This window comes from Bifidobacterium lemurum (assembly GCF_014898175.1).
GTDB classification, from domain to species: domain Bacteria; phylum Actinomycetota; class Actinomycetes; order Actinomycetales; family Bifidobacteriaceae; genus Bifidobacterium; species Bifidobacterium lemurum.
Window position 1 is genome coordinate 2,306,712 of the sequence record NZ_CP062948.1, and the last position, 20,579, is coordinate 2,327,290.

Sequence of the window (20,579 nt, forward strand, 5' to 3'; positions counted from 1 at the left end):
GTATATAAGGAAAGCCTCATTTAAGGAGAACTGGAAATGAACGACAAGCAGAACCGTCCGGCGAGGATCATCGCTATGGCGAACATGAAGGGAGGCGTCGGCAAGACGACCAGCACGATCTGCACCGCCATGGCCCTAAGCAAGCTGGGACACAAGGTCGAGGTGCGCGACATCGACCCCCAAGGGTCCGCGACGATGTGGGCCGCTAGGGCCGAACGGGCCGGTCGTCCCCTCCCGTTCCAAGTGGCGGTCGCCAACCGCTTCACCGTCGGCGCTCCCGCCGCTGATCCCGACACTTGGGTGCTGATCGACACACCGCCCAGCCAATCCGACCTGATCGCGGCCGCCGTGGACGCGGCCAGCCTCGTGGTCCTGGTGTCCACTCCTGGCATGCTCGACCTCGACCGCATGCGCGAGACCGCAAGGGCGATCGACCGGCCCAGCAGCGTCCTGCTCACCCAGACCCGCGAGCACACCGTCGCCCTGAAATCCGCGCGACGCTATCTCAAGGAGCACCATCTGGCGCGCTTCGACACCGAGATCCCCTTCAAAGAGGGATTGAGGCGTGCGAGCGAGACCGGGATCATGCCGTCCGCCACGGGCTACGGACTCGTCGCCAGCGAGATTCTGGAAGCCTTCGCCGAACCCGGCGAATAAGCCATTCCGCGAACACGGAAAACCGTGAAACAGCGCAACCGCAAATACGTACATAAGCGCATACACGCATACACGCATACACGCATAAAGAAAACAGCATTCAAGGAGCGAAACAATGGAGATCAACAGGCCAACGAGCACCGCGAACCGTCTCGCGTCCACCCTCACCGCCGCCCAACAACCCAAGACCAGACTCGTGCATGCGACGTTCAGCCTCGACCCCGCGACCCACAAACGATTGAAGATCGCGTCCGTCAGGTCCGGCGTGCCCATGAGCCAGATGCTCACCCAATGGATCGAAGACAACTGCCCGCCCCTCGAAATATGAAAGGAATGTCGGATGGATGTTTTGACCGTGTGTTTTCTGGCGGCCGCCGCGCTGGTGGTCGTGGCGGCGGTCGTCCATATCGGCTGCCGCTGGTGCCGGGTCCTGTGTCGGGCCGAGGCGGACGCGGAGCCGTGCTGGCCGTTCCTCGCGGGCTGTCTGGCCGTCGAGAACGTGTTGTTCGTCGCGGCCGGCGTCCACTCCGGCGAATTGTGGGGATTCTTCTCCCGCATCGCCGATGGGATCGACTGGATGGCGCGTCCGTTGTGCGAGTTTTTCGGATGTTGAAGGAGATGGGCGATGAGTGATGATCGTTTCGATCGGATGGTCGAGCGTGTGCGTCGGCTGCTCGCGTTGGCGGAGGATCCCGCCAGCAGCGAGAACGAGGCCGAACTGGCCTACGCGCAGGCGCAGAGAATCATGCAGGAGCACGCGATCGAGTCGTGGCGGCTGAAAAGGGCGGACGAACCCCTGCGTCCCGTCGTGGAGCGTCGCGTCGGTCTCGACCGCGATCCCGCCAACCGGTACAGGGCCGACCTGGCCCGGACCGTGGCGCGCGCGAACCAGTGCGACGCGTACGCCTCGTTCGAGACGTCTCGCAACCACCGCGACGTGATCGTGGAGGTCGTGTTCGTCGGGGCGGAGCGTGACATCGAGAAGGCGGTCATGCTCTGGCAGAGCATGGAATTGTACCGGGCGGGCCGGTGGAGGCCCGCCCTCAGACAGGCCCGCTCCCGCCGGCGGGTCGGCCGGGACTCGTTCCGCAACGGCTTCTACAAGGGCTTCGGCGCGCGTATCCAGGAACGGTTCGACGAGCTGAACCGGGACCTCGAACGGGACGCGGCGGGCAGGGACCTCGTGCTCGCCAGCCGTCAGGCCGTCGCCCGTTACATGGGCGGGTTGGACTTCGTCGATGCCAACTTCCCGGCCCTCTCCTCGGACCGCGACGGCGTGCGCGCGGGACGCCAGGCCGCCAATCACGTCGGCATCGGCCTGGCCACGTTCGAGGCCGACGGCATCGTCAAAGCCCTCGCCGCGTGAACGGCTCTGATCGGGAGGGAAATCCAATGGCGTATATCACGATGGTCGCCTGTCTGATGTTCGCGGCGGCTTGTTTCCTCCTGGCCGTCGCCTCCGCGATCGAGGGCGAGATCGGACGACGGCGCTTCGGCCGGCGCGGACGGTTCCGCCGATTCCGGCTGCGGAACCCGTATGGCGAACAACATGACGGCTTCCCCGCCGCCCTGTTGGGCTTGGGCTGCGTGGCCCTCTTGATGGGCATGGCGGTCGGTCTGGCGTCGGGCGACCTGTGGAGGCTCGCGGGCCTGGTCTGGCGTGTGTTCGGCGTCTGAGACCGGAGGGTCGGACGGGGATGTTTCGTGGGGCGTGCGTGACGTTCGCGTCCGGCGTCCTTGAATAAAAGGAGAAAGCATATGTATGCGGACGGGTTGGTTCTTCGGGTCCTTTTCCATGACCATGGTGCCTCGTACGAGGGGCTGGCGTCCTGGTGGGGGCTCGACGTGTGGGTCGGGGATCCGTGGGACTGCGCCTATGTGGATTGGCGGGTCGAGACGGCGCGCAGGCATCTCGCCGCCGGCTCGTGGGACCGGCGCGTGGTCGACGGGTGGACGGTCTGTCTCGATCAGGGGCTGCCGGTCGCGCTCTGGCCGTCGTCGCCGGACCGGTTTCCACGTTTGTCCGGGAGCGCGTCCATGCCGTTCGAGTCGTTCGAGTCGGAGGCCGCCCGCGTGCTGCGGCGCTGCTGCGCGTACGCGGGGCCCGAGTCCTTCGGTGATCCCCTCGCGCCCTCGCGCCGCGAGAGGGTCGCGGGGCTGATGTGCGTGTCGGGGATCGAGTACGAGCCGTTCCGTCATTTCCCGTTGTGCGACGCGCAGTCCGGGTCGCGCGGCTGGGATTGGACGAGCCGCCTGCAGACGCCCGACGGGAAGGTCCTGTCGGGCGAGCTCCAGACCGGATCCGACACGGTCTTCCTTGTCGGATCGTTCATGGACCGGTGGGAGCGCGTGTTGGTCGATGGTTGGGCGAGCCTGCCCGGCTGCCACGATACGCGGCTCAACGAGCATATCCGTTTGCTGATGGTCCGGGAGGGCCCGTCCCTCGATCTGTCTTTTGTCAAGTTCGTGTCGGCTGGATGGTCGTGTTGTTTTCCGCAGGATGTGCAGCGGGTTTTCCGCAGGATGATCGTCCTGTGGGTTCGCCCGCTGCCTTGGTTTGTTTTGGTTATTTGGTCATGAGGGCGTTGCGGCTGCGGTAGCTTTCGCCCTTGAAGCGGATGAGCCTGCCGTGGTGGACGGTGCGGTCCACGACCGCGGCGGCCATGTTCGGGTCGCCGAACACCCTGGCCCATCCGGAGAATTCGATGTTGGTGGTGTAGACGACGCTCCTTGTCTCGTAGGAGTCGGATATGACCTGGAAGAGGAGGCGGCTGCCCTCCTCGTCGATGGGGATGTATCCGAGCTCGTCGATGATGATGAGGCGGGCCTTGGCGATGGCGGCGAGCTCCCTGTCGAGCCGGTTGTCCGCCTTGGCGCGTCTCAGGCGCATGACCAGGCTGGAGGCGGTGAAGAACCTCACCGGTATCCCGGCCCGGCACGCGGCCCTGCCGAGCGCGATGGCGAGATGGCTTTTGCCGGTGCCGACCGGCCCGTAGAGCACGAGGTCCTCGGCTTTCCCGACGAATTCGAGGCCTTCGAGCTGGCTCCGTCCCCAGTCGGCGGGCATGTCCAGGTTGGTCCAGTCGTATCCGTCGAGCTCCTTGTCGGACGGGAACCCCGCCGTCTTCATCAGCCGGGCGCGTTTGGCCCGGTCGCGCGATTCGAGTTCGGCTTGGAACCATCGTTCGATGAAGTCGAGCTGGGCGGGCGTGGCCTCGGCCAGCGTGTTGGCGAGCACGCTGCGGGTCAGGGTCAGTTGCTTGCTCATCGCCATGATGCGCTGGCTTGTGGCGATGGTGTCGGCCCTGCGCCTGCGGGTCTCGGGGATCTGTGGTTCGGGTCTGGTGCTCATGCGGTCTCCTTTCCGGGCCGGTTGAACCTGTCGTAGGCGCCGAGGTCGGGCAGGTCGCCGCCGTAGTCGATGTCGCCTTCCGCGATGCGTCTGGCCAGGATCGTCATATCGGCCTCGGAGAAATCGCATCCGTGTCGGATGAGATGGCCGGCGGCCCGCATCGCCGGTTCGAAGCCCGCGGCCTCGCAGGCCCTGGCGATGGCACTGAGACTGGCCTTGAGGGTCTTGTCGTCGGCCTGGTCGAGCCGTTCCCTCACGTCGTCGGGCACGTCGGGGCGGATCGAGCAGTCGCGCCACGCGCCGGGTTTGCGCGCGAGCAGAGGGAACACCGTGGCGGGATCCTGGATCGTGCGCGACGATCTGCCGTAGACGCGGGAGAGCTCCGCGATTGTGCGCCCGTCCGGATCCTTGACGGTGACGCTTGTGGCGCGGATGGCGACGTCGACCCTTCTGCCGTGCAGCGCGGGGCCGATCTGGTAGCGGTTGGAGTCGATCTCGACGCACCCGTACTTGTCGGCCTTGCGGGTCTCCCATCTGACCGCGTCGAACCGGCACGAGGGCAGCGGGCGCAACGCCTTCAAATCGTCGGCGAACAGCACGTCGATCGGCTCCAGGGCGCGGTAATGGACCTGTTCGCCGAGTTCGTCGCATTTGGCGAGCATGAGCCGGGTGAGCTGTTCGTGGGTCTCGGCCGCCATGGGCGGGACCATGAGGTTGCGCCGCAGGAACCCGACCGCGTTCTCCACGCTGCCCTTCTCGTTGCCCGAGTACGGGTTGCAGAAGCGCACGTCGAGGCGATGGTGGCTGACGAACGCCTCGAACACGCGCGACAAGGTCACGTTCCCCCTAGAGTCGCGATGGCCCGCGCCGGACGCGTTGTCGATCACGAGCGTGTGCGGGACGCCGCCGATGTGCTCGAATATCGAGGTCAGGCCCTCGCAGATGCATTCCGCGTTCTCGGCGGGCAGGCTCGCCGCGTACCGCTTGTTCGAATGCGGGAACGTGACGACCAGGCAATGGTCGTCCACCCATTCGCCCGCCAGCCGCGCCTTGGCCAGGCCGAAGTCCATCTGCACGCTCCCCGGCATCCACTCCAGCTCCACGTAGCCGTCGGACGGCTCGCGGTTCGCCGCGCGCCACTCGTCCACGTAGCGCAGCACGGTGGAGTACGAGCCCGTGAACCCGTGCTCGTCCCTGAGCCGGTCGTGCACGCGCTTGGCGGTGTGGCGCTGCTTGCGTGGCATGAGACGGTCGGCCTCCAGCCACGAATCAATCAACGGCTTGTAGCCGTCGAGCACCGACTTCACCCTGCGCCTGGCGGGCGGTTTCGGCGAGCAGTCCTCCATGCCCGCCCACTTCGCGACCGTGCCCCGGTCCACACCGAGCCTTCTGGCGATCTCCGTATGCGGCAGGCCCTTCGCGTCGAGCCTCCTGATATCTTGCTGTTTGGACATGGGTATCGTCACTGTCCTTTCCTTCCCCGGGCCGGCGGCAACCGGCCCCTGGCTGCTATTGGTTTGCAACCCGGGAATCTAACAGGCAGGACGAACCCATGGCCGCTCATATCATCACGAAGATGACGACACTGCGGAAAAACAGCTGCACATCAAGCGGAAAACACCATGCCACTCCTGCCCAAAGAACATTGAACATAAACACCTCGATCTCGCCGTGATCGTGAGGGACGAGCCCGCCCCGCTGTCCGTCGTCGAGCGGGAGATCTCCGACGTGGTCAAGGTGCGGGACATGGTGGAAAGGAAGCTCGGCTGCCCCGACGGCACCTTCCCCGAGGAAGGAGGGGAGGACCCCGTCGAGGGCCGGACGCCGGACCCGGACGGGTGCCGCGTCGAGGACGGGCGAACCGGTCGGACGCTCCTGCGGACCGTCCTCCCCACGGCGGGCCGCGTCGCCACCGGCATGGCGGCCCTCCTTATGTTCGGCGGTCTGGTCGTGGCGGTCGTCGCGCTCGTGCTGGCGTTCCTGCCGGCTCCCCCGGTGCGTCTCGACGCCCTTGCGGTGGCGGGCGGCGGTCTCGCGGCGTTCGCCATCGGGTTTGTCCTTGATTTCCTGGCCTGTCCCGGACGGGATCTCGGCGACGCCGATGCCGGTGAATGCTGAAATCAAGAAAGGGATAAAGGATGCTGGCTGAACTTACCTGCACGCCGACCGTCGTGGACGAGCGGGACCGGGCCGTCGACGGCTGCGGCCTCGAGTTCGCGCTGCGCCTGACCGTCCGGCAAGACGACGACGGCTGGATGGAGGTGTCGGACGGTGATGGCGCGACGTGCGCGGACCTCGCCTTCGATCCGCCGGCTCTGCGCGAGTTGGCCGGTTTCCTGGCTCGCCACGCCGCCCTCGCGGACGAGTATCTGCGACGGTACGGGCGGGCGGACGAGGACCCGGAACTCCAAGAGATCGGCCAGTTCCACTTCGAGACCCATTTGGCGACGCGACTTGAGCCATACTTCGGGACTTATGTGCCGTCGCGATTAGGGCCGCCGCTGGATGAATAAGGAATAGAATCAACGGATATAAGGAAGGAAACATATCATGACTGACGAGAAGGACATGAAGGGCGCGGAACCCGAGAAGACTTCGAGCGTGGACGCCGGGGCGGAGGGGACGGGAAGCGCGCCCGATTCCAAGCGTCCGAAGTGGCTGATTCCCGCGATCGCCGCCGCTTGCGTCGTCGTCGTTGCGGCGGCGGGGATCGGAGGATGGACCGCATGGCATCACGCCCAGCTCTCCGAGGCGAAAAGCGCCTGCGCCGAAGCGTCCGACACCGTGCGAGTCGCGATGAACAAGTACAACACCCTGCTTAATGGTGACGCGGCCGATGCCGCCGAGACATCCGAGGATGTGGTGGCGGATGCGGCGGTGTTGGAAGACCTCGCCACGGCGATCGATGCCGAGGCCCCGTCCTATGCGGGCTGCACCGCCGCAAGCGCGTCGGGATTGGACGAGGCGGCGGCGAGCCTGGCCGAGGCGTCCGAATGGTATGAGACGCACACGAAGAGCCTCCAGGCGGCGGTGGACGCCGTGGACGCGAGCGTGTTGGACAAGACCGTCTCCGACGCCCGGACGCTGCTGGACTCCACGGACGGCAAGGTCCAGGACAAGTCCACCCGCGAGGCGTTGGAGAAGGCCATCGGGGAGCGGGACGCGGACGCCATCGCCCAAGCGGTCAAGGCCGTGAACGCCAGCGTGAAAGCCAAGGAGGAAGCGGATCGAAAAGCCCAAGAGGAAGCGGAGGCCGAAGCTGCCGCCCAAGCCCAAGCGGAGGCCGAAGCTGCCGCCCAAGCCCAAGCTCAGGCGCAACAGTACTCCTACGGCCAGTCCTATACGCCTTCCTATAGCTATGGGACCGGTGGCTATTCCGGCGGCACCTCCTCAGGCGGATCCACAAGCAGCGGATCCACCAGTGGTGGAAGCAGTGGATGGAATGGGTACCAAGGTGATGGCACCGGTAATCAAGGAGGAGCCCCCGGTGGTGTAATTCCTCCCAATGTTGCTGGCTGACCGCTGACTCAAAACCCCGCCTCGGCGGGGTTTTCGTTTATTGCAGCCCCGTTTTCCCCAAAAATCAAAATCCGTAACATCGTGTCCCGCCGGCCTTCCGGAACGGAGTTTTCATGGTTTCTGGTCGGTGGTTTTCCGGCCGCCGACCACCAGCCGAACGGCTGGTCGGAAACAGAACACAAGAGGAAGGAAAACCCCATGAGTATGGGTTTCACATCCAATGGGCATGGAATGCGGAGTCATGACCCGCAACCCACCCGAGGAAAAAAGAAAGGGATAGTCCGCTCGTTTGTGGCCGCATTGGTCGCCGCGACAATATTGGCCGGCGGGATTACCTCTACAGCGAATGCAGAGGGTGGCGGCGGTTTCGCGCCCGGTGGCGGCGGCGACCAGCCCGCCGAGATCGGTTTGGCCTATCATGACCATAACGACGGCGGCTGGGGCGGCATGAATCTCGCCTCGTTCAAAAAGGCCGTTGCTGCGATGGGCGCGACCTACAACATCGGCAAGCTGCCCGACGCGGACGCGAAGGCGAACACGGCCATCACGATGGCAAACGACGAGTGCGTCGCGCGCTTTAACAAGCTGCATCCCGGTGAGACTGCGGATTGCCGTATGGTGGCCGTGGGTGTGGTCGTGACCGCCACTACCCACAACTATTCCGGTATCGGCTCCGCGACTTCCAGCTACTGGAAGAACGCTTGGGACGGCAACGCCTCAGTGCAGGAAACGCATTTCAATGATGGCGAGCAGTACCTTGTCTCCGATTCTTTCTCGGATTCTAGCCGTACGGTGAACGACATCGCAGCGGAGCAGTGGAAGGATCCGAACAACCCGGTCGTGATTGTGATCGCGCTGAACCAGTACGAGCCGGTCGATCCCGAGACCCCGCCGACCCCGCCGTCGAAGACGGTGACGTCGGGCGTGAGCGCGGATTCGATGACCAATACCACCGTGATCACGACCGGTACGGGCGTGGGCGGCACGAGCATGGTAATCCGCGACACGATCAACGCGAACGGCATGGCGTACACGGTCACGGGCCAGAAGGTCACGGACACGACCACCGGCGAGGACGTGAGCTCGAAGTTCACGTTCAACACGGCGGACGGTTCCGCCGCCCCCGATAATGTGGCGACCGCCACGTGGAACGGCGGCGACCTGCCCGACGAGCACGAGTTCGCGTGGGAGTTGACGATCACGGTGAGTCTGCCGGAGGTCTCGAAGGTCGAGGACACGCCGAGCGTGGTGTGGAACGACGAGGGCACCGGCGACGTGGAGGGCAAGAGCTTCGACACGTGGAGGCCGGCCCCGGACAAGAGCTGGATCCTGTGGGACTCGGCCGCCAGCCAGTGGAAGGCGGTGGTCGATTCCGACCACACCAACTCCACCGGTGCCGACGGCATGACGTTCCTGGACGGCGACCGTGTGGGTTCCGTGGTCAACGGCGTGGTCGCCGCGGATCTGGCCCAGGCCCCCGAGACGTTCGTGTTGGAGGACGATTGGACGGACGCGGACTACATCTTCGACGCGGACGACGTGTCGAAGCTGCGCGTGTACGAGTCCGACGCGTCGGACGGCGAGAGGTCCAGCGTCGCTGACATCGCCAACACCGGCCGCGACGTGACCGACCAGTTCGATATCGAGATCCGGGACACGAAGGCGGTCGCGACCGCGAAGAAGGAGTACCGCGAGGGTCTCAAGGGCATGGATACGGCCAAGCAGGTCACGCTGCTCGTGCCCGGCACGGTGAACTTCGCCAACGGCGGGGGCGCGGCCCAGGTCCGTTCTGATTTCGGCAAGGAGGCGGGCGACGAGATCACGTTCTGCTCCGACCCGAGCGTCGACCAGGATCCGTCCTCGCCGACTTTGACGAACGCGGGCAGCCAGACCGTCAACAAGCAGACCGTGGAGACCAACGAGCCGTACATCTGCGGCTACGTGCCCCCGGTCAAGAAGGACGTGATCGCGGAGGCGTCGCAGGGCGGCGGCCAGGAGAGCGTCGACGGCAAGATCGTCTACCCCGGCCAGCGCGTGGAGTACCAGTTGACGACCGAGCCTCAGCTGCCCTCCGACCTGGCGTACGGCGTGTCCCAGATCGTGTTCACCGACACCTTCGACGAGTACCTCACTCCGGACAAGCAGACCGTCGAGATGATGGACCTGTCCACCGGCAAGGTCGTGCCCAAGTCGAAGTACGAGACGAAGTGGGACGACGAGGAGCATCTGTTCCAGCTGGCCGTGACGGACGCGGACCTGATCGCCCAGTGGCGCGCGGGCTCCACGCCGCGTGTGCAGATCCGTTTCGAGGGCACCGTGGACGAGGACGCGCCCACGGACCACCAGGTCGGCAACGAGTGGATGCTGATCATCAACAACTCGTTGACCCCGAGCAACAGGGTGTTCAACCTGCCGCCGGACTTCGAGCCCTCGAAGAAGGTCACCCAGTCCGCCTCCCAGGGCGACCCGAGCGTGTCGATCGACGGCAAGACCATGCTGCTGGGCGACACCGGCAACTACGTGATCGACCTTGATCTCACGCAGAAGGACACCGCCTACCGCGTGTGGAAGGCCGGCATCGTCGACGACTACGACCAGGAGTACGTGACCGTCAACGAGCAGGACATCGAGGTGCTCTCCGCCTCGGGCGAGGACGTGACCGACAAGTTCAACGTCGCGATCATCGACGGCGTGGCCTACGTCTTCGCGCGCACGGTGGACACCCCGATCCCGGCCACGGGCGAGACCGTCAAGGGCGACCCCCAGCCGACCGATCTGAAGGCCTACGCCGTGTCCGACGAGCATGATCCGCTTGCGGATCCGTCCATCGACCAAGCGTTGCTGGGGCAGACCTACCAGGTCGTGCTGCCCTATGTGGTCTCGAAGGTCGATGACGGCTACACCGTGGTCAACGAGGCCACCCAGGTTCTCAACGACCAGCGCAAGACCACCAACCAGGTGAGCAACCCCTTGAAGCCGATCAACCCGTCCAAGGACGTGGTCGTGTCGGTGGACGGCGACTCGGTCGACGGACACTCGATCTGGCTCGACCGCCTCTTCCTCTACCGCCTCGACTCGAGCGTATTGCCCGTGGACCGCGCCTATCCCGAGGTCACGGACTGGAGCATCACCGATCCGTTCGACGTCGAGCATGACGAGTACCAGGGCGCATGGGCGGCCTATCTCGCCCGTGACCTGTACAAGGACGGCGAGGTGATCGCCAAGGCGGGCGAGAAGGTCGCCGGCACCGGCTTCGACTCTTCGAAGTTCGGCGGCGACCTGTTCGAGGCCGTTTGGGACGAGGAGAGCGGCACGTTCACCGTCAGCGCCACCCAGCTCTATCTCGGTCTGGTGAGCGCCGACACCGAGCACGAAGCCGCCTGGTACGCCTTCCCGCTCATGCGCCGCATCGCCCTCGGCACCGACATCGAAAACTCCTTCACGGAGACGATCAACGGGGTCGAGCGTCCGTCGAACGTCGTGCGCACCAACACGCCCGACACCGCGCCGAGCATCCATGTTGAGAAGTTCGACGAGGGGTCCGGCTGGCCCGATGGTGACCGCGATGACACCAAGGACGCGCTCGAACTCGGCTCGAAGGGCGAGGAGAAGACGATTGTGTTCCGCATCACGAACACGTCGAAGACCGACCCCGAGACCGGTGAGGGCGCGTGGTTCCAGGCCAAGGATCTCGACCTGACGGACGAGACCGTCGCGGGCGACGGCGAGGTCGTCGATCTCGAATATCCCGCCGATTGGGACACCCTCGTGCTCAAGCCGGGCGACTCGGTCGACGTCAAGGGCACCCTCAAGGGCGTGACCGACCATCACACCGATCGCGCCCAGGTCACCGGTACTCCGCTGTTCGAGTGCCCCGCCACCATCGACCCGCTCAACCCCGATTCGGACGACACCACGTCCGAACCCGGCGACAACGACGGCGAGGATGACGCCACGACCGACGATGCCGACTCCGTCGAACCGGTCGAGATTGAAGGCCGGCTCATGTGCGCCGACACGAGCGTCACGTCCAACACGGACGATTGGAACGCCAAGGTCAAACCGCCCCTGGCGGACACGGGCCTCGCGATCGGCGGCGTGGTCGTCGCCGCGATCCTGATCGCCGGCGCGGGCCTCGGCCTGCTGGCCGTCCGCCGCAAGGGCACCGGCAGCCAGGCGCGCCATTCGGCCTGACGACGCCACGACCGGCCATGAAGCGGGATTCCCGCCCATGGCCGGGCCGTGAGCGATGGACGCGCGGATACGGTCATGCGTATCCGCGCGTTCGCGTATCCCGACCCGTCAGGGACCACGGTCGCCCCGTGGTCGAATCCGTCGCGGAACTTTCCTCGGGCCCATACGATCCGACGGCCGGACCGGACGGCCTGACCGTCGTCCAGGACGCCGACGCGACGGGATTCTCCCGCTAGGATCCGGCCCGCGCCGCATGTGAGCGGATGCGTATATAAGCGGATATGCATATACATTCCCGCTTATATACGCACATACGGTTCAGGCGGACATCCACCGTCCGGCCTCGCGCATGACCTCGGCCTCCAACAGCGCCAAGGCGTCCGACCGGTGCTCGATCCACCATTCGGCGTCGGTCCGTCGCAAGGCGAGCCGTATCGCGCGCCCGATCGCCGCCTCCGCCGCCGGCTCGGCCCGCTCCAACGCCAGCTCTAATTCGGCCAGAACCCGGTCCCTGACGGGGCCGGCCCACGCTATCCGTCTGGCGTCGCCCCTTAGGTCATGGGGACCCCGGTTCGAGCATTCCGGGCATTCGCGCGCCTCCCATATGTCGCTCACGCCGGGCGCGGGCGCGCAAGTGGTCATCAGATGCCCGCATGCGTAATGATGGTCGGCCAAACCTCCCGTGACCAGCGTGTCCCTGAGCAGCCGCGCCTTCTCCCCGGCCGTCGCGTCCCTCCTGCGGGCGGGCGCGCGCCGTATCCTCACATCATCGGACTCGTACATATGTTCGATTCTATGGAATCCGGTTCGGCGCGGTAAAACTTTTCCGTCAAAAAATGTGACATCGTGTCCCGCGACCGCGCGCGAGGTCGGGAAGAATGATGGTCAACGGTCAATCAGACGAAAGGAAACACCGACTATGACCAATCGAAACGCCTCCCGTGAGTCCGCCCCGCCGCGCGATGCCTTGCCGAAGAGGCTGCGCGAGTACGCGCGGCGCAACGGCTACCACATGCGCCGCGCCGCGCGGTCGGCCGTGTCCGCGCTGGCCTTGGCGTGCGTGGGATTCCCGCTGGTCTCCCTGATCGAGGCCGAATATCCGGGCGAGCCCCTGCTGATTCTGTTCCTGCGCGCTTGCGTGGCGGCCGGCGCGCTGGCGGATTTGTACCGGGCCGTGGACGCCCTACTGCGGTCGCGCGACCATGACCGTGGTGTGCGCGCGCTGCACACGCCCGGCGCGCACATTGAGTTCGAGCTCGGCGATCATCAGACGGTGCTCTGGGATCCCGTCTCCGGCGTCAAGGAGATCGTGATCACGAATCCGCACGCCGTGATGGCACCGTCGCCCCTTCAGGACGACGGCTTCGGATTCGTCGGCCGTCCGTAGGGAAGCCGAGATCGACCTCGCTGGCGCGGACGCGCGGATGCGTATTTCCGTATCCGCGCGTCCGCATATTCGCCGGCCCGCAAATCTTGTAGACATCGTGTCCCGCCGGACCCGAAGTGGAGCGGAAGAATGGGAATCAGGACGAAAACACAAGGAAAGGAACAATCATGGAAAACCAGAACCGATCGAACGGTGCCGCCATCGACGTGCTCCCGGCCGACGCGCACGGCGAGGTCCGTCGCGTCGCCGTCGTCAAAGCTTACGGCGAGATGACCATCGGCCTGATCGTCACCGCCGTGGTCGCGGTATCCGGCCAGATGACCGGCATGTACGACGCCTTCGTCTCCGCGACCGGTCCGTTCGGCATCATCGGCCTGTGCGTCGTTCTGCTCGCCTTGGCGTTGGGCGTCGGCCCGTGCGCCGCGACGATGCGGCCCGGCACCGCCCGTGTCATGTTCTACGTGTACGCCGCCCTGATGGGCTTCACCCTGACCTCCATCTTCATGGTGTACGACCTCGGTTCGATCGGCATCGCCCTCGGCATCACCGCCGCGTTCTTCTTCGCGCTGACGATGTTCGGCATGACCACCAAGTCCGACATGCTCAAGGCGGGCCCGATTCTGATGGTCGGCCTGATCGTGCTCATCATCTCGCAGGTGGTGCTTATGTTCCTGCAGGTCGACGGCATGACCCAGATCGTGTGCGCGATCGGTTTGGTGCTGTTCGCCGGCATGACCATCTACGACGCGCAGAAGACGCGCGCGCTGTTCGCCGCCTACGAGACCCAGGGGCCGGAGATGATCAAGAAGATCTCGATTGTGTGCGCGCTGGATCTCTATCTCGACTTCGTGAACATGTTCCTCTACGCGCTTCGCCTGCGCCGCGTGTGATTCGCGGCGGCGAATCACACGGGCAAAGACGACGCACGGACGCGCGGATACGTATTTCCGTATCCGCGCGTCCGCGTATTCATCAACCGGTGTTTGTAGACATCGTGTCCCGCGACCTCGCGCGGGGGCGGGGAGACTGGGGAAAGCAGTTATCCATCTCATAGGAGGGAGCCGTCATGCCGGCACCAACACAGGCCCAGATCGACGCGATGTATTCGTTGTTCGAGGATCGTCTGCGGCACGGGAAGTACGTCGTCGGGGCCAGCGCGGTCTCGGACGACCGGATCGTCGACGCCCTGAGGAGCATGGCCGACGACTACGCGCTGTTCGACGCGGTCGTCACCAAGATCACCCGTCCCGATCTGAACAAGGAGGGCTTCGATCTGATCGCGCGCCGCGAGCATCCCGGTCCGGACGTGGTCTACACGGTTCTGGAGGGCGTCATGAGGGACGCGGGCTACGACGTGTCCCATGAGATGGCGTGCGCGTGGCATCAGGACATCCCGTCCTTGTTCGAGGACCTCGCCACGCGGATCCATCCGAGGGCCGACCGCGCCGGCGCGCTGCGGGTCGCGGCCGCCGTGAGCTATCTGGAGGGCGATCCCGAGATCCGCGTCAAGCATTTCGCCGACCAGCTCTTCCATGTCCGGCCCGAGGACGAGCTGCGGCTCAACGTCTCCATCGCGCTTCAGGAGGACGTCCGTCCGGCCTTCGCCCGAAACCATGGGGTCGAGGAACGGACCCTGAGCGTGGCGACGTCCGGGACCGTGGCGGACCCGTCGTTGGCCCGAGTGTCGGTGCGCCGCTGACGATGCGCGGAGGAACCAAACCGTCCATGTTCTCCAACGGGGACATGGATGACGAATGGACGAACGGCCCCGTCGCCCCGACGCCGCGAGGAACCGTCGGCGTCGAACCATCCGTCGTCCCCGACCCCGACGTCGACGCTGGCCGGGAACCGTCGGGCGTCGACGGATCCGATGTCGGGGATGAATGGGACATGCCTCCGATGGTCGCCCGTGCCGGCGCTCTCGAAGGCCCCGACGGAGTGTCGCTGCGTCCCGCGCTCGACGTCATCACGGACCGTCGTGGCGAGGACTTCGCCGTCCGCGTCGCCGTCCAGGCCGAACGGCTGCGCGGCGAATACCGTCGCAGCGAACCGTCCGACGGCGCTTCACCCGCCGTTGATGCCGCCGACATGCTGGATGATCTGGCCGCCGTCAGCGACGTCCAGCCCGACCCCGCGTCGCCGGATCCGCCTCGGACGGGCATCCCCGCGAAACGGGACTTCCGTGGCGTGCGGATCGTCCTCGCCGTCGCGGTCGGCATACTGGCCGTCGCGATCGCCGCCGGCGCGACCTTGGCGGTCCTGCACGCGCGCGCCGACAAGACGGCGCTTGAGAAGTGCTCCAGCGCTTACGACGCCGCGAAGTCGTCCCTTTCGGAACTCACCGGGGCGATCGCGGAAGCGGAGGAACTGCTCGACGGAATCGGCGAGGACGACGTCCTCGACGCGGCGACCATATCCGACCTCGAAACGCTCACGGCCACGGAGTCCGGGGCGGCGACAACATGCCCCGCCGACGCCGGCGCGGACGCGCTCGAAGCGGCGGCCACCGCCAACAGGACCTCCGCGGACCGGACCGAAACCCTCGCCTCGCGGGTCGAACAGGCCATGTCCGACGTCAGGGAAAGCATGCTCGACAAGACCGTCGCGATCGCCGAAGCGCTGCTGGAGTCCTCGGACGGCAAGGTCCAGGACGACAAGACGCGCGACAAGCTGCGCGAGGCGATCGAAGAGCGCGACGCGGACGCGATCGCCAAAGCGGTCAAGGCTGTGAATGAGAGCATAAACGCCAAGACGGAGGCCGATCGCAAGGCCCAGGAGGAGGCGGACCGCAAGGCCGCCGAGGAGGCCGAAGCCGCCGCCCAGGCCCAGTCGCAGTCCGCGCCGCAACAGCAGCAGTCGTACACGCCTTCGTACAGCTACGGCGGTAACGCCGGCTCGGACGGCGGAACCTCGAGCGGATCCGGATCCTCCGGGACCGGCTCGTCGTCCGGTTCGGACGGATGGTACGTGCCCGAACCGATGACGCCGAATCCGTTCCCCGACGTCATCCCATAGCGAGAAAGGACCCCAGCCTCATGGGAGAACAACCAGAACCGTCCGGTCTGACCGGTCTTATCCCGGCGTTCGACGCGCGTCCCACGCGGCGGGTGTGGCTTGTCGCCGCGCACGGCGGCGCGGGCTGCACCACCATCCGACGCTCCGCCATGGATTTCTACGCCGACGCCGGCCGCGCGCTTCCCCTGAGCGTGGATCCGGCCGAGCCGAGCCGGATCGTTTTGTGCGCGATGTGCACCGGGCGCGGGCTCGAATCGCTGCGCGGCCTGCTCGCCGAATGGGACGCGGGCCGGTTCGGCCCCACACGGCTGCTGGGCGTCGCGGTCACGATGCCCCACGCGCGCACGCCGCGCCAGCTGCGCAAGGGATGCCTGCTCGTGGGGTCCGCCGCGCCCGCCCTGTGGCGTCTGCCGTATATCGGCGGCCTTGACCTCGACGGCTTCCCGGACAAGTATCCCGCCGCGTACCGGCGCATGACGGCCGACCTGGAAAACCTGTAGACAACGTGTCCCGCCGGCCCGTGTCGGGCGGGCGAACATGGATGCGACCACATATCGAAAGGAGACTCCTTTGCTTATCGAAACCATCGAGGCCGTCAAGGCCAAGACCACCGTGGTGCTCGCCGACCTCCAGAATCCCGCCGCGTGCCTGCCTCCGGGCTTCAGCGAACCCGTCAGCACCGCGTTGGGCTGGGTCAAGGCGCTCGGCCTGGTCGTCGCGATCGTCGCGCTGATCCGCATCGGCGTGCATGTGCTGCGTCAGCAGGGCGACGGCGTGCCCGACCGCGACGACACGTTCGACAAGCTGCTCAACTGGGTCGTGGGCATCTTCATCGTCGCCGGCGCGCTCTCCTTCATGAGCGCCCTCGGCCTGTCGATCGCGGAGAGCTGCTGACCATGCGGGCCCGAAGGCTACGGGGCCGCGTGTGCGCGATTCTCCTCGCCCTCGCGGCCCTGCTTTCGCTTGCGTCGTGCTCCGCGCCCGACTTCGACAACTTCTCGGACTCGCTGCGGTTCGGCGACGAGGAGATCGCCGACGTGCAGACCGTCTACAGCATGCGCATCGAGGCCGGCGGTCTGGGCGCTCTGATCGGCCCCAACCAGATCGCGTGGGCCGAGAAGCAATACGCCGCCGGCGCGAGCCAGGGCGGCGTGACCGTCCGCCAGCTCCTCGTGGCGACCCCGTCCCTGCAATGCGAGGCCCTGGAGCACACCTACCAGGAGGAGACCGAGGAGGAAGGGCCATGGGAGTGGAACGCGGACACCTCGTCGTGCGACAAGACCCGCACCCTCAGCTGGCTGGAGAAAACCCTCTGGCACATGTACGAGAAGCAGTCCGAGGAGACGATCGAATGGCTGTCGACCTCGCGCAACACCCTCACGGCGTCCGACGACACCGTCTCCACGCTCCGGTCGAACGCCGCGCCCATGTACGACGAATGGGACACGGGCGTCAACCGGTATCTGCGCGTCGCCCAAGGCATCCTCGTCGTCGCGGCCGCGATCAGCCTGACCGTGCTCGGCGCGAGGATCGTGTGGCGCATCGGCAACGGCGACGCGGGCGGCATGGACGGCCAGCTGCTCGGCAAGGTCGGCTGGATCTTCCTGGGCGTGTTCCTCGGCTCGTCGTGCGCCTCCATCGCGCTCACGTTCTTCACCCGCGCGTCCACGTCCGGCGGTTCGACCACGCCCGCGTTGCAATCCTGGACCCCGTCCGGCGCGTACACGCCCGGCGGGATCGGGTTTTATGTGAGCGACTGGATCCGCATGCAGGTCGACCCGCTGCTGCTGATCGCGGCCGTGTGCGGCGTGCTCGCCGCCGGATTCAAACTCGTCACCAACCAGGAGGGGCGCGAGCTCGTCCCCTTGGGCAAGGCGTTCGTCTGGGCGATGGTCACGGCCGTGTGCCTGGCCGGATTCGTCAACCTGTTCCAGGCGACCGTGGACTCCTGGACCGCGAGCATCCTCAGGGCCGCGTCGAGCATGATGGCCGACGCATGGGACCACAACACACTCGCCGCCAGCGAGTTCTTCGACCTCGACGGCGCGATCGCGCTCCTGCTGACCCTGGTCGTGTGGCTGTGCGGCCTGATCGGCAAGATCTTCGCCTACCTGCGCGCCGGACTCCTGCCGATCCTCGTGGGCGTGGCCCCGATGTGGGCCGCCATGAGCTGGATGGAGACCGGACGCCAGGCGTTCGCGAAGGTCATGGGGTGGCTCGTCGCTTTCCTCCTTTACAAGCCCGTCGCGGCGATTGTCATGGCGACCGGCTGCGCGATCATGGTCACGGCCGGCGACGGCGACGACAGCCAGGCCATCACCCTCATGCTCACCATCAGCGTCATCGTGCTGCTCCCCGCCATGATCCGGCTCGTCGCCCCTGCCGTCGCGAACAGCGTCGGAGGCGGCGGCGTCATGTCCGGCGTGCTCGGCGGCATCGCGGGCGGCACCGTCATGGCGGCCGGCGGGGCCGCACGCCTCGCGGGACGCGGCATCGCGGCCAAGGCCGGCGGAGGCGCGCCCAAGGGGGCCTCGCCGGCGACGGCGTCCACGGCCGGCGGCGCGCGAGGCGCCTCGACGACCCCCGCCACGGGGACGGGATCTCCTGCCCGCGCGGCCGGCGGCGAAACCGGGGGAGCGGGCGGTCCCGACGGCGCGAACCGCGCGGCCGCGACGGCCACGCCGTCCGCCTCCTCCCCGAACGCCGGAAGCGGAGGAAGCGACGACTCCGTCCCGGACGGAGCCGGCGGAACGTCGTCCCCGTCGTCGCCGGAAGGCGTCGGATCCGGCCCAGCCGGCGGCCGCGCCCCGGCACCGCATGCGGGCGGAACGCGTCCATCCACGGGCATGGGTTCGTCCATGGGCGACGACGGTCCGGACGGTGCCGACCGGTCGAGCACGAGGAAGACCAAAGAGTTCTGAATCAAGTCCTGAATCCTGAGATCCTAAGGAGGCAACCGTGGCGTCAAGCACCACCTACGGCGATTGGATGCGTCCCATCGCGGGCGGCATCCGCAACATCGGCAAACCGTTGACGGCCGCCGGCCTCGGCGTGCTCGTCATCACACTGATCCTGAGCATGGCGAACGTGTTCGCGGCGATCGCGTTCGGCGTGGCCGGCATCGGCGCGGTCATGGTGCTCGCGGTGCGCGACCGCCAGCACCGCAACGTGCTCGACCGGACCGTCGAACGGCGCACATGGCTGTCGCAGGTCAACACCGGGCGCGCCCTGTACCGCTCCGGCATGCTCGGCATGGTCGAATCCGGCCAATGCCGGCTGCCCGGCGTCCTCTCGCAGGTGTCGCTCATCGAATGCAGCGACGGTTTCGGCAACCGCATGACCCTCATACGCCACGCGCATACCGGCGAATACTCGCTCCCGCTCGCATGCCAGCCCCAAGGCGCGGGCCTCGCGGACGACGACGTGGAGGACGCCTACGTCGCCTCGTGGGCGGGCCTGCTCGAATACCTGGGCGCGGAGGCGGGCGTCACCCAGCTCGCCGTGACCGTCGACACGTCGCCCGACTCGGGCGTGAGGTTCCGCCGCAACCTGAGCCGCCGCGCGGTCGAGGACGCGCCCGACCTCGCCAAGCTCGCCATGGCACAGATCATGAACCAGTACGCCTCCGGCGGCGCTTCGACGTCGACCGTCCTGACCCTCACGTTCCGCTACGCGAACGCGCGCGACGGCAAATGGCTCGGCCCCGAGGACGCCGCCCGGCGCATCGGCCAGCTCGTGCCCGACATCAAGGCCCACATCAGCGCCGCCGGCGGCGGCACCGCCCGCGCGCTGACCGCCGACGAGATCTCGCGCATGACGCGCGTCGCCTACGATCCCGCCGCCCAGGACATCCTCGAGGAGGCCGACGACAAGCCCGACGTTACGTGGGAGGACGCCGGCCCCGTCGCGCACGAGGCCCGCTGGGATTATTACCGGCACGACTCCGGCCTGTCGCGCACATGGCAGATGTGCGACCCGCCGAAAAGCAACGTGACCAGCTCCACCCTCGCCCGCATGCTCGGCCCCCTGGCCGACTGCGACCGCAAGCGCGTCACCGTGCTGTTCCACATCCTCCCGCCCGACAAGACCGCGTTCCTCGCCGAGCAGAACCGCCAGGCCGCCGCGAACCAGGTGGCCCAGGAGAAACGGGCCAGCGTGAGCGCGATGGGCCAGATCAACAAGGCCAACCGCCAGGCCGTCGAGACGAACCAGGGCGCGGTCATCGTGTTCTTCGGACTGATGGCGACCGTGACCGTGCGCTGCGGCGCGGACGAGGACCTGCGGCTCGACGCCGCGACCCACGCCGTCGAGGGCGCGGCCGGAAGCGCGAAGATCGACCTGCGCCCCTGCTACGGGGCCCAGGACACCGGCTTCGCCGCGAGTCTGCCCCTTGGAATCAATCTGCGCAACTACACGCCGCCCAGCATCCTCAACACCCTGTGATTGTGATCGGAG

General features: G+C 66.7%; 20 protein-coding genes and 1 pseudogene. 18 read left to right on the plus strand and 3 right to left on the minus strand.

The window, feature by feature from the left end; all coding sequences use genetic code 11:
• Positions 1 to 36: 36 nt before the first annotated feature.
• The 6 genes from BL8807_RS09005 to BL8807_RS09030 all read left to right on the plus strand — a co-directional run bounded on the left by BL8807_RS09005 (position 37) and on the right by BL8807_RS09030 (position 3,237).
• Entirely contained in the window at positions 37 to 657 is a 621-nt protein-coding gene (locus BL8807_RS09005; RefSeq protein WP_072724248.1) for a ParA family protein, read from the plus strand.
• A gap of 115 nt (positions 658 to 772) precedes the next feature.
• Positions 773 to 985: a hypothetical protein gene (locus BL8807_RS09010; protein ID WP_072724250.1), complete on the plus strand. Its 213-nt coding sequence runs from the start codon at positions 773 to 775 to the stop codon at positions 983 to 985.
• A gap of 12 nt (positions 986 to 997) precedes the next feature.
• Positions 998 to 1,270 (plus strand): hypothetical protein, encoded by a 273-nt coding sequence (locus BL8807_RS09015; protein WP_072724252.1) that lies wholly within the window; start codon positions 998 to 1,000, stop codon positions 1,268 to 1,270.
• Between the two features lie 12 nt (positions 1,271 to 1,282).
• Positions 1,283 to 2,023 (plus strand): DUF2786 domain-containing protein, encoded by a 741-nt coding sequence (locus tag BL8807_RS09020; protein ID WP_072724254.1) that lies wholly within the window; start codon positions 1,283 to 1,285, stop codon positions 2,021 to 2,023.
• 26 nt (positions 2,024 to 2,049) lie between these two features.
• Positions 2,050 to 2,334 carry a hypothetical protein gene (locus BL8807_RS09025; RefSeq protein WP_072724256.1) on the plus strand — a complete coding sequence of 95 codons (285 nt, stop codon included), beginning with the start codon at positions 2,050 to 2,052 and terminating at the stop codon, positions 2,332 to 2,334.
• An 81-nt stretch (positions 2,335 to 2,415) separates the two neighbouring features.
• On the plus strand, positions 2,416 to 3,237 hold the full coding sequence (locus BL8807_RS09030) for a hypothetical protein (protein WP_094725280.1): 822 nt from the start codon (positions 2,416 to 2,418) through the stop codon (positions 3,235 to 3,237).
• On the opposite strand, the gene istB is transcribed toward BL8807_RS09030, so the two are convergent.
• Together istB and istA are read right to left on the minus strand one after the other, a co-directional pair.
• Complete coding sequence (gene istB, locus BL8807_RS09035) at positions 3,224 to 4,009, minus strand: IS21-like element helper ATPase IstB (RefSeq protein ID WP_072727143.1); 786 nt, start codon at positions 4,007 to 4,009, stop codon at positions 3,224 to 3,226. The genes BL8807_RS09030 and istB overlap by 14 nt on opposite strands.
• On the minus strand, positions 4,006 to 5,475 hold the full coding sequence (gene istA, locus BL8807_RS09040) for an IS21 family transposase (protein WP_072727144.1): 1,470 nt from the start codon (positions 5,473 to 5,475) through the stop codon (positions 4,006 to 4,008). Before istA ends, istB begins: the two co-directional genes overlap by 4 nt.
• A 205-nt stretch (positions 5,476 to 5,680) precedes the next feature.
• Here istA and BL8807_RS09045 point away from each other — a divergent pair, with 205 nt between their 5' ends.
• From BL8807_RS09045 to BL8807_RS09060, 4 genes are all read left to right on the plus strand, one after another.
• The gene (locus BL8807_RS09045; protein WP_094725486.1) at positions 5,681 to 6,127 is read left to right on the plus strand and encodes a hypothetical protein; all 447 of its coding nucleotides are present in this window, start codon (positions 5,681 to 5,683) and stop codon (positions 6,125 to 6,127) included.
• Positions 6,128 to 6,147: 20 nt separating this feature from the next.
• Complete coding sequence (locus tag BL8807_RS09050; protein WP_072726220.1) at positions 6,148 to 6,522, plus strand: hypothetical protein; 375 nt, start codon at positions 6,148 to 6,150, stop codon at positions 6,520 to 6,522.
• Positions 6,523 to 6,559: 37 nt separating this feature from the next.
• Positions 6,560 to 7,528 (plus strand): hypothetical protein, encoded by a 969-nt coding sequence (locus BL8807_RS09055; protein WP_094725488.1) that lies wholly within the window; start codon positions 6,560 to 6,562, stop codon positions 7,526 to 7,528.
• A gap of 291 nt (positions 7,529 to 7,819) precedes the next feature.
• Positions 7,820 to 11,722, plus strand: coding sequence for an LPXTG cell wall anchor domain-containing protein (locus tag BL8807_RS09060; protein WP_226847317.1), 3,903 nt, complete (start codon positions 7,820 to 7,822; stop codon positions 11,720 to 11,722).
• 318 nt (positions 11,723 to 12,040) lie between these two features.
• Here BL8807_RS09060 and BL8807_RS09065 read toward each other — a convergent pair whose 3' ends face one another.
• Positions 12,041 to 12,505, minus strand: coding sequence for a hypothetical protein (locus BL8807_RS09065; protein ID WP_072726218.1), 465 nt, complete (start codon positions 12,503 to 12,505; stop codon positions 12,041 to 12,043).
• 136 nt (positions 12,506 to 12,641) lie between these two features.
• Between BL8807_RS09065 and BL8807_RS09070 the strand changes: the two genes are divergently transcribed.
• From BL8807_RS09070 to BL8807_RS09105, 8 genes and pseudogenes are all read left to right on the plus strand, one after another.
• Positions 12,642 to 13,109, plus strand: a complete 468-nt coding sequence (locus BL8807_RS09070) for a hypothetical protein (protein ID WP_072726216.1) — start codon at positions 12,642 to 12,644, stop codon at positions 13,107 to 13,109.
• A gap of 230 nt (positions 13,110 to 13,339) precedes the next feature.
• A pseudogene (locus BL8807_RS09075) lies at positions 13,340 to 13,999 on the plus strand (Bax inhibitor-1/YccA family protein); the annotation flags it as partial.
• Between the two features lie 176 nt (positions 14,000 to 14,175).
• Positions 14,176 to 14,808: a hypothetical protein gene (locus BL8807_RS09080; protein WP_072726214.1), complete on the plus strand. Its 633-nt coding sequence runs from the start codon at positions 14,176 to 14,178 to the stop codon at positions 14,806 to 14,808.
• Between the two features lie 26 nt (positions 14,809 to 14,834).
• Entirely contained in the window at positions 14,835 to 16,124 is a 1,290-nt protein-coding gene (locus tag BL8807_RS09085) for a hypothetical protein (protein WP_072726213.1), read from the plus strand.
• 20 nt (positions 16,125 to 16,144) lie between these two features.
• Entirely contained in the window at positions 16,145 to 16,624 is a 480-nt protein-coding gene (locus BL8807_RS09090) for a hypothetical protein (RefSeq protein ID WP_072726212.1), read from the plus strand.
• Positions 16,625 to 16,694: 70 nt separating this feature from the next.
• Positions 16,695 to 17,018 carry a TrbC/VirB2 family protein gene (locus BL8807_RS09095; RefSeq protein ID WP_072726211.1) on the plus strand — a complete coding sequence of 108 codons (324 nt, stop codon included), beginning with the start codon at positions 16,695 to 16,697 and terminating at the stop codon, positions 17,016 to 17,018.
• A 2-nt stretch (positions 17,019 to 17,020) separates the two neighbouring features.
• Positions 17,021 to 19,045 (plus strand): hypothetical protein, encoded by a 2,025-nt coding sequence (locus BL8807_RS09100; protein WP_143147992.1) that lies wholly within the window; start codon positions 17,021 to 17,023, stop codon positions 19,043 to 19,045.
• A gap of 37 nt (positions 19,046 to 19,082) precedes the next feature.
• A complete protein-coding gene (locus tag BL8807_RS09105) occupies positions 19,083 to 20,567 on the plus strand; it encodes an SCO6880 family protein (RefSeq protein ID WP_072726210.1) in 1,485 nt (494 codons plus the stop codon).
• Positions 20,568 to 20,579: the final 12 nt, after the last annotated feature.

Coding starts and splice junctions, on each gene's coding strand:
- BL8807_RS09005 (WP_072724248.1), top strand. CDS start 37: ATGAACGACAAGCAGAACCGTCCGGCGAGGATCATCGCTATGGCGAAC.
- BL8807_RS09010 (WP_072724250.1), top strand. CDS start 773: ATGGAGATCAACAGGCCAACGAGCACCGCGAACCGTCTCGCGTCCACC.
- BL8807_RS09015 (WP_072724252.1), top strand. CDS start 998: ATGGATGTTTTGACCGTGTGTTTTCTGGCGGCCGCCGCGCTGGTGGTC.
- BL8807_RS09020 (WP_072724254.1), top strand. CDS start 1,283: ATGAGTGATGATCGTTTCGATCGGATGGTCGAGCGTGTGCGTCGGCTG.
- BL8807_RS09025 (WP_072724256.1), top strand. CDS start 2,050: ATGGCGTATATCACGATGGTCGCCTGTCTGATGTTCGCGGCGGCTTGT.
- BL8807_RS09030 (WP_094725280.1), top strand. CDS start 2,416: ATGTATGCGGACGGGTTGGTTCTTCGGGTCCTTTTCCATGACCATGGT.
- istB (WP_072727143.1), bottom strand. CDS start 4,009: ATGAGCACCAGACCCGAACCACAGATCCCCGAGACCCGCAGGCGCAGG.
- BL8807_RS09050 (WP_072726220.1), top strand. CDS start 6,148: ATGCTGGCTGAACTTACCTGCACGCCGACCGTCGTGGACGAGCGGGAC.
- BL8807_RS09055 (WP_094725488.1), top strand. CDS start 6,560: ATGACTGACGAGAAGGACATGAAGGGCGCGGAACCCGAGAAGACTTCG.
- BL8807_RS09065 (WP_072726218.1), bottom strand. CDS start 12,505: ATGTACGAGTCCGATGATGTGAGGATACGGCGCGCGCCCGCCCGCAGG.
- BL8807_RS09070 (WP_072726216.1), top strand. CDS start 12,642: ATGACCAATCGAAACGCCTCCCGTGAGTCCGCCCCGCCGCGCGATGCC.
- BL8807_RS09080 (WP_072726214.1), top strand. CDS start 14,176: ATGCCGGCACCAACACAGGCCCAGATCGACGCGATGTATTCGTTGTTC.
- BL8807_RS09085 (WP_072726213.1), top strand. CDS start 14,835: ATGTTCTCCAACGGGGACATGGATGACGAATGGACGAACGGCCCCGTC.
- BL8807_RS09090 (WP_072726212.1), top strand. CDS start 16,145: ATGGGAGAACAACCAGAACCGTCCGGTCTGACCGGTCTTATCCCGGCG.
- BL8807_RS09100 (WP_143147992.1), top strand. CDS start 17,021: ATGCGGGCCCGAAGGCTACGGGGCCGCGTGTGCGCGATTCTCCTCGCC.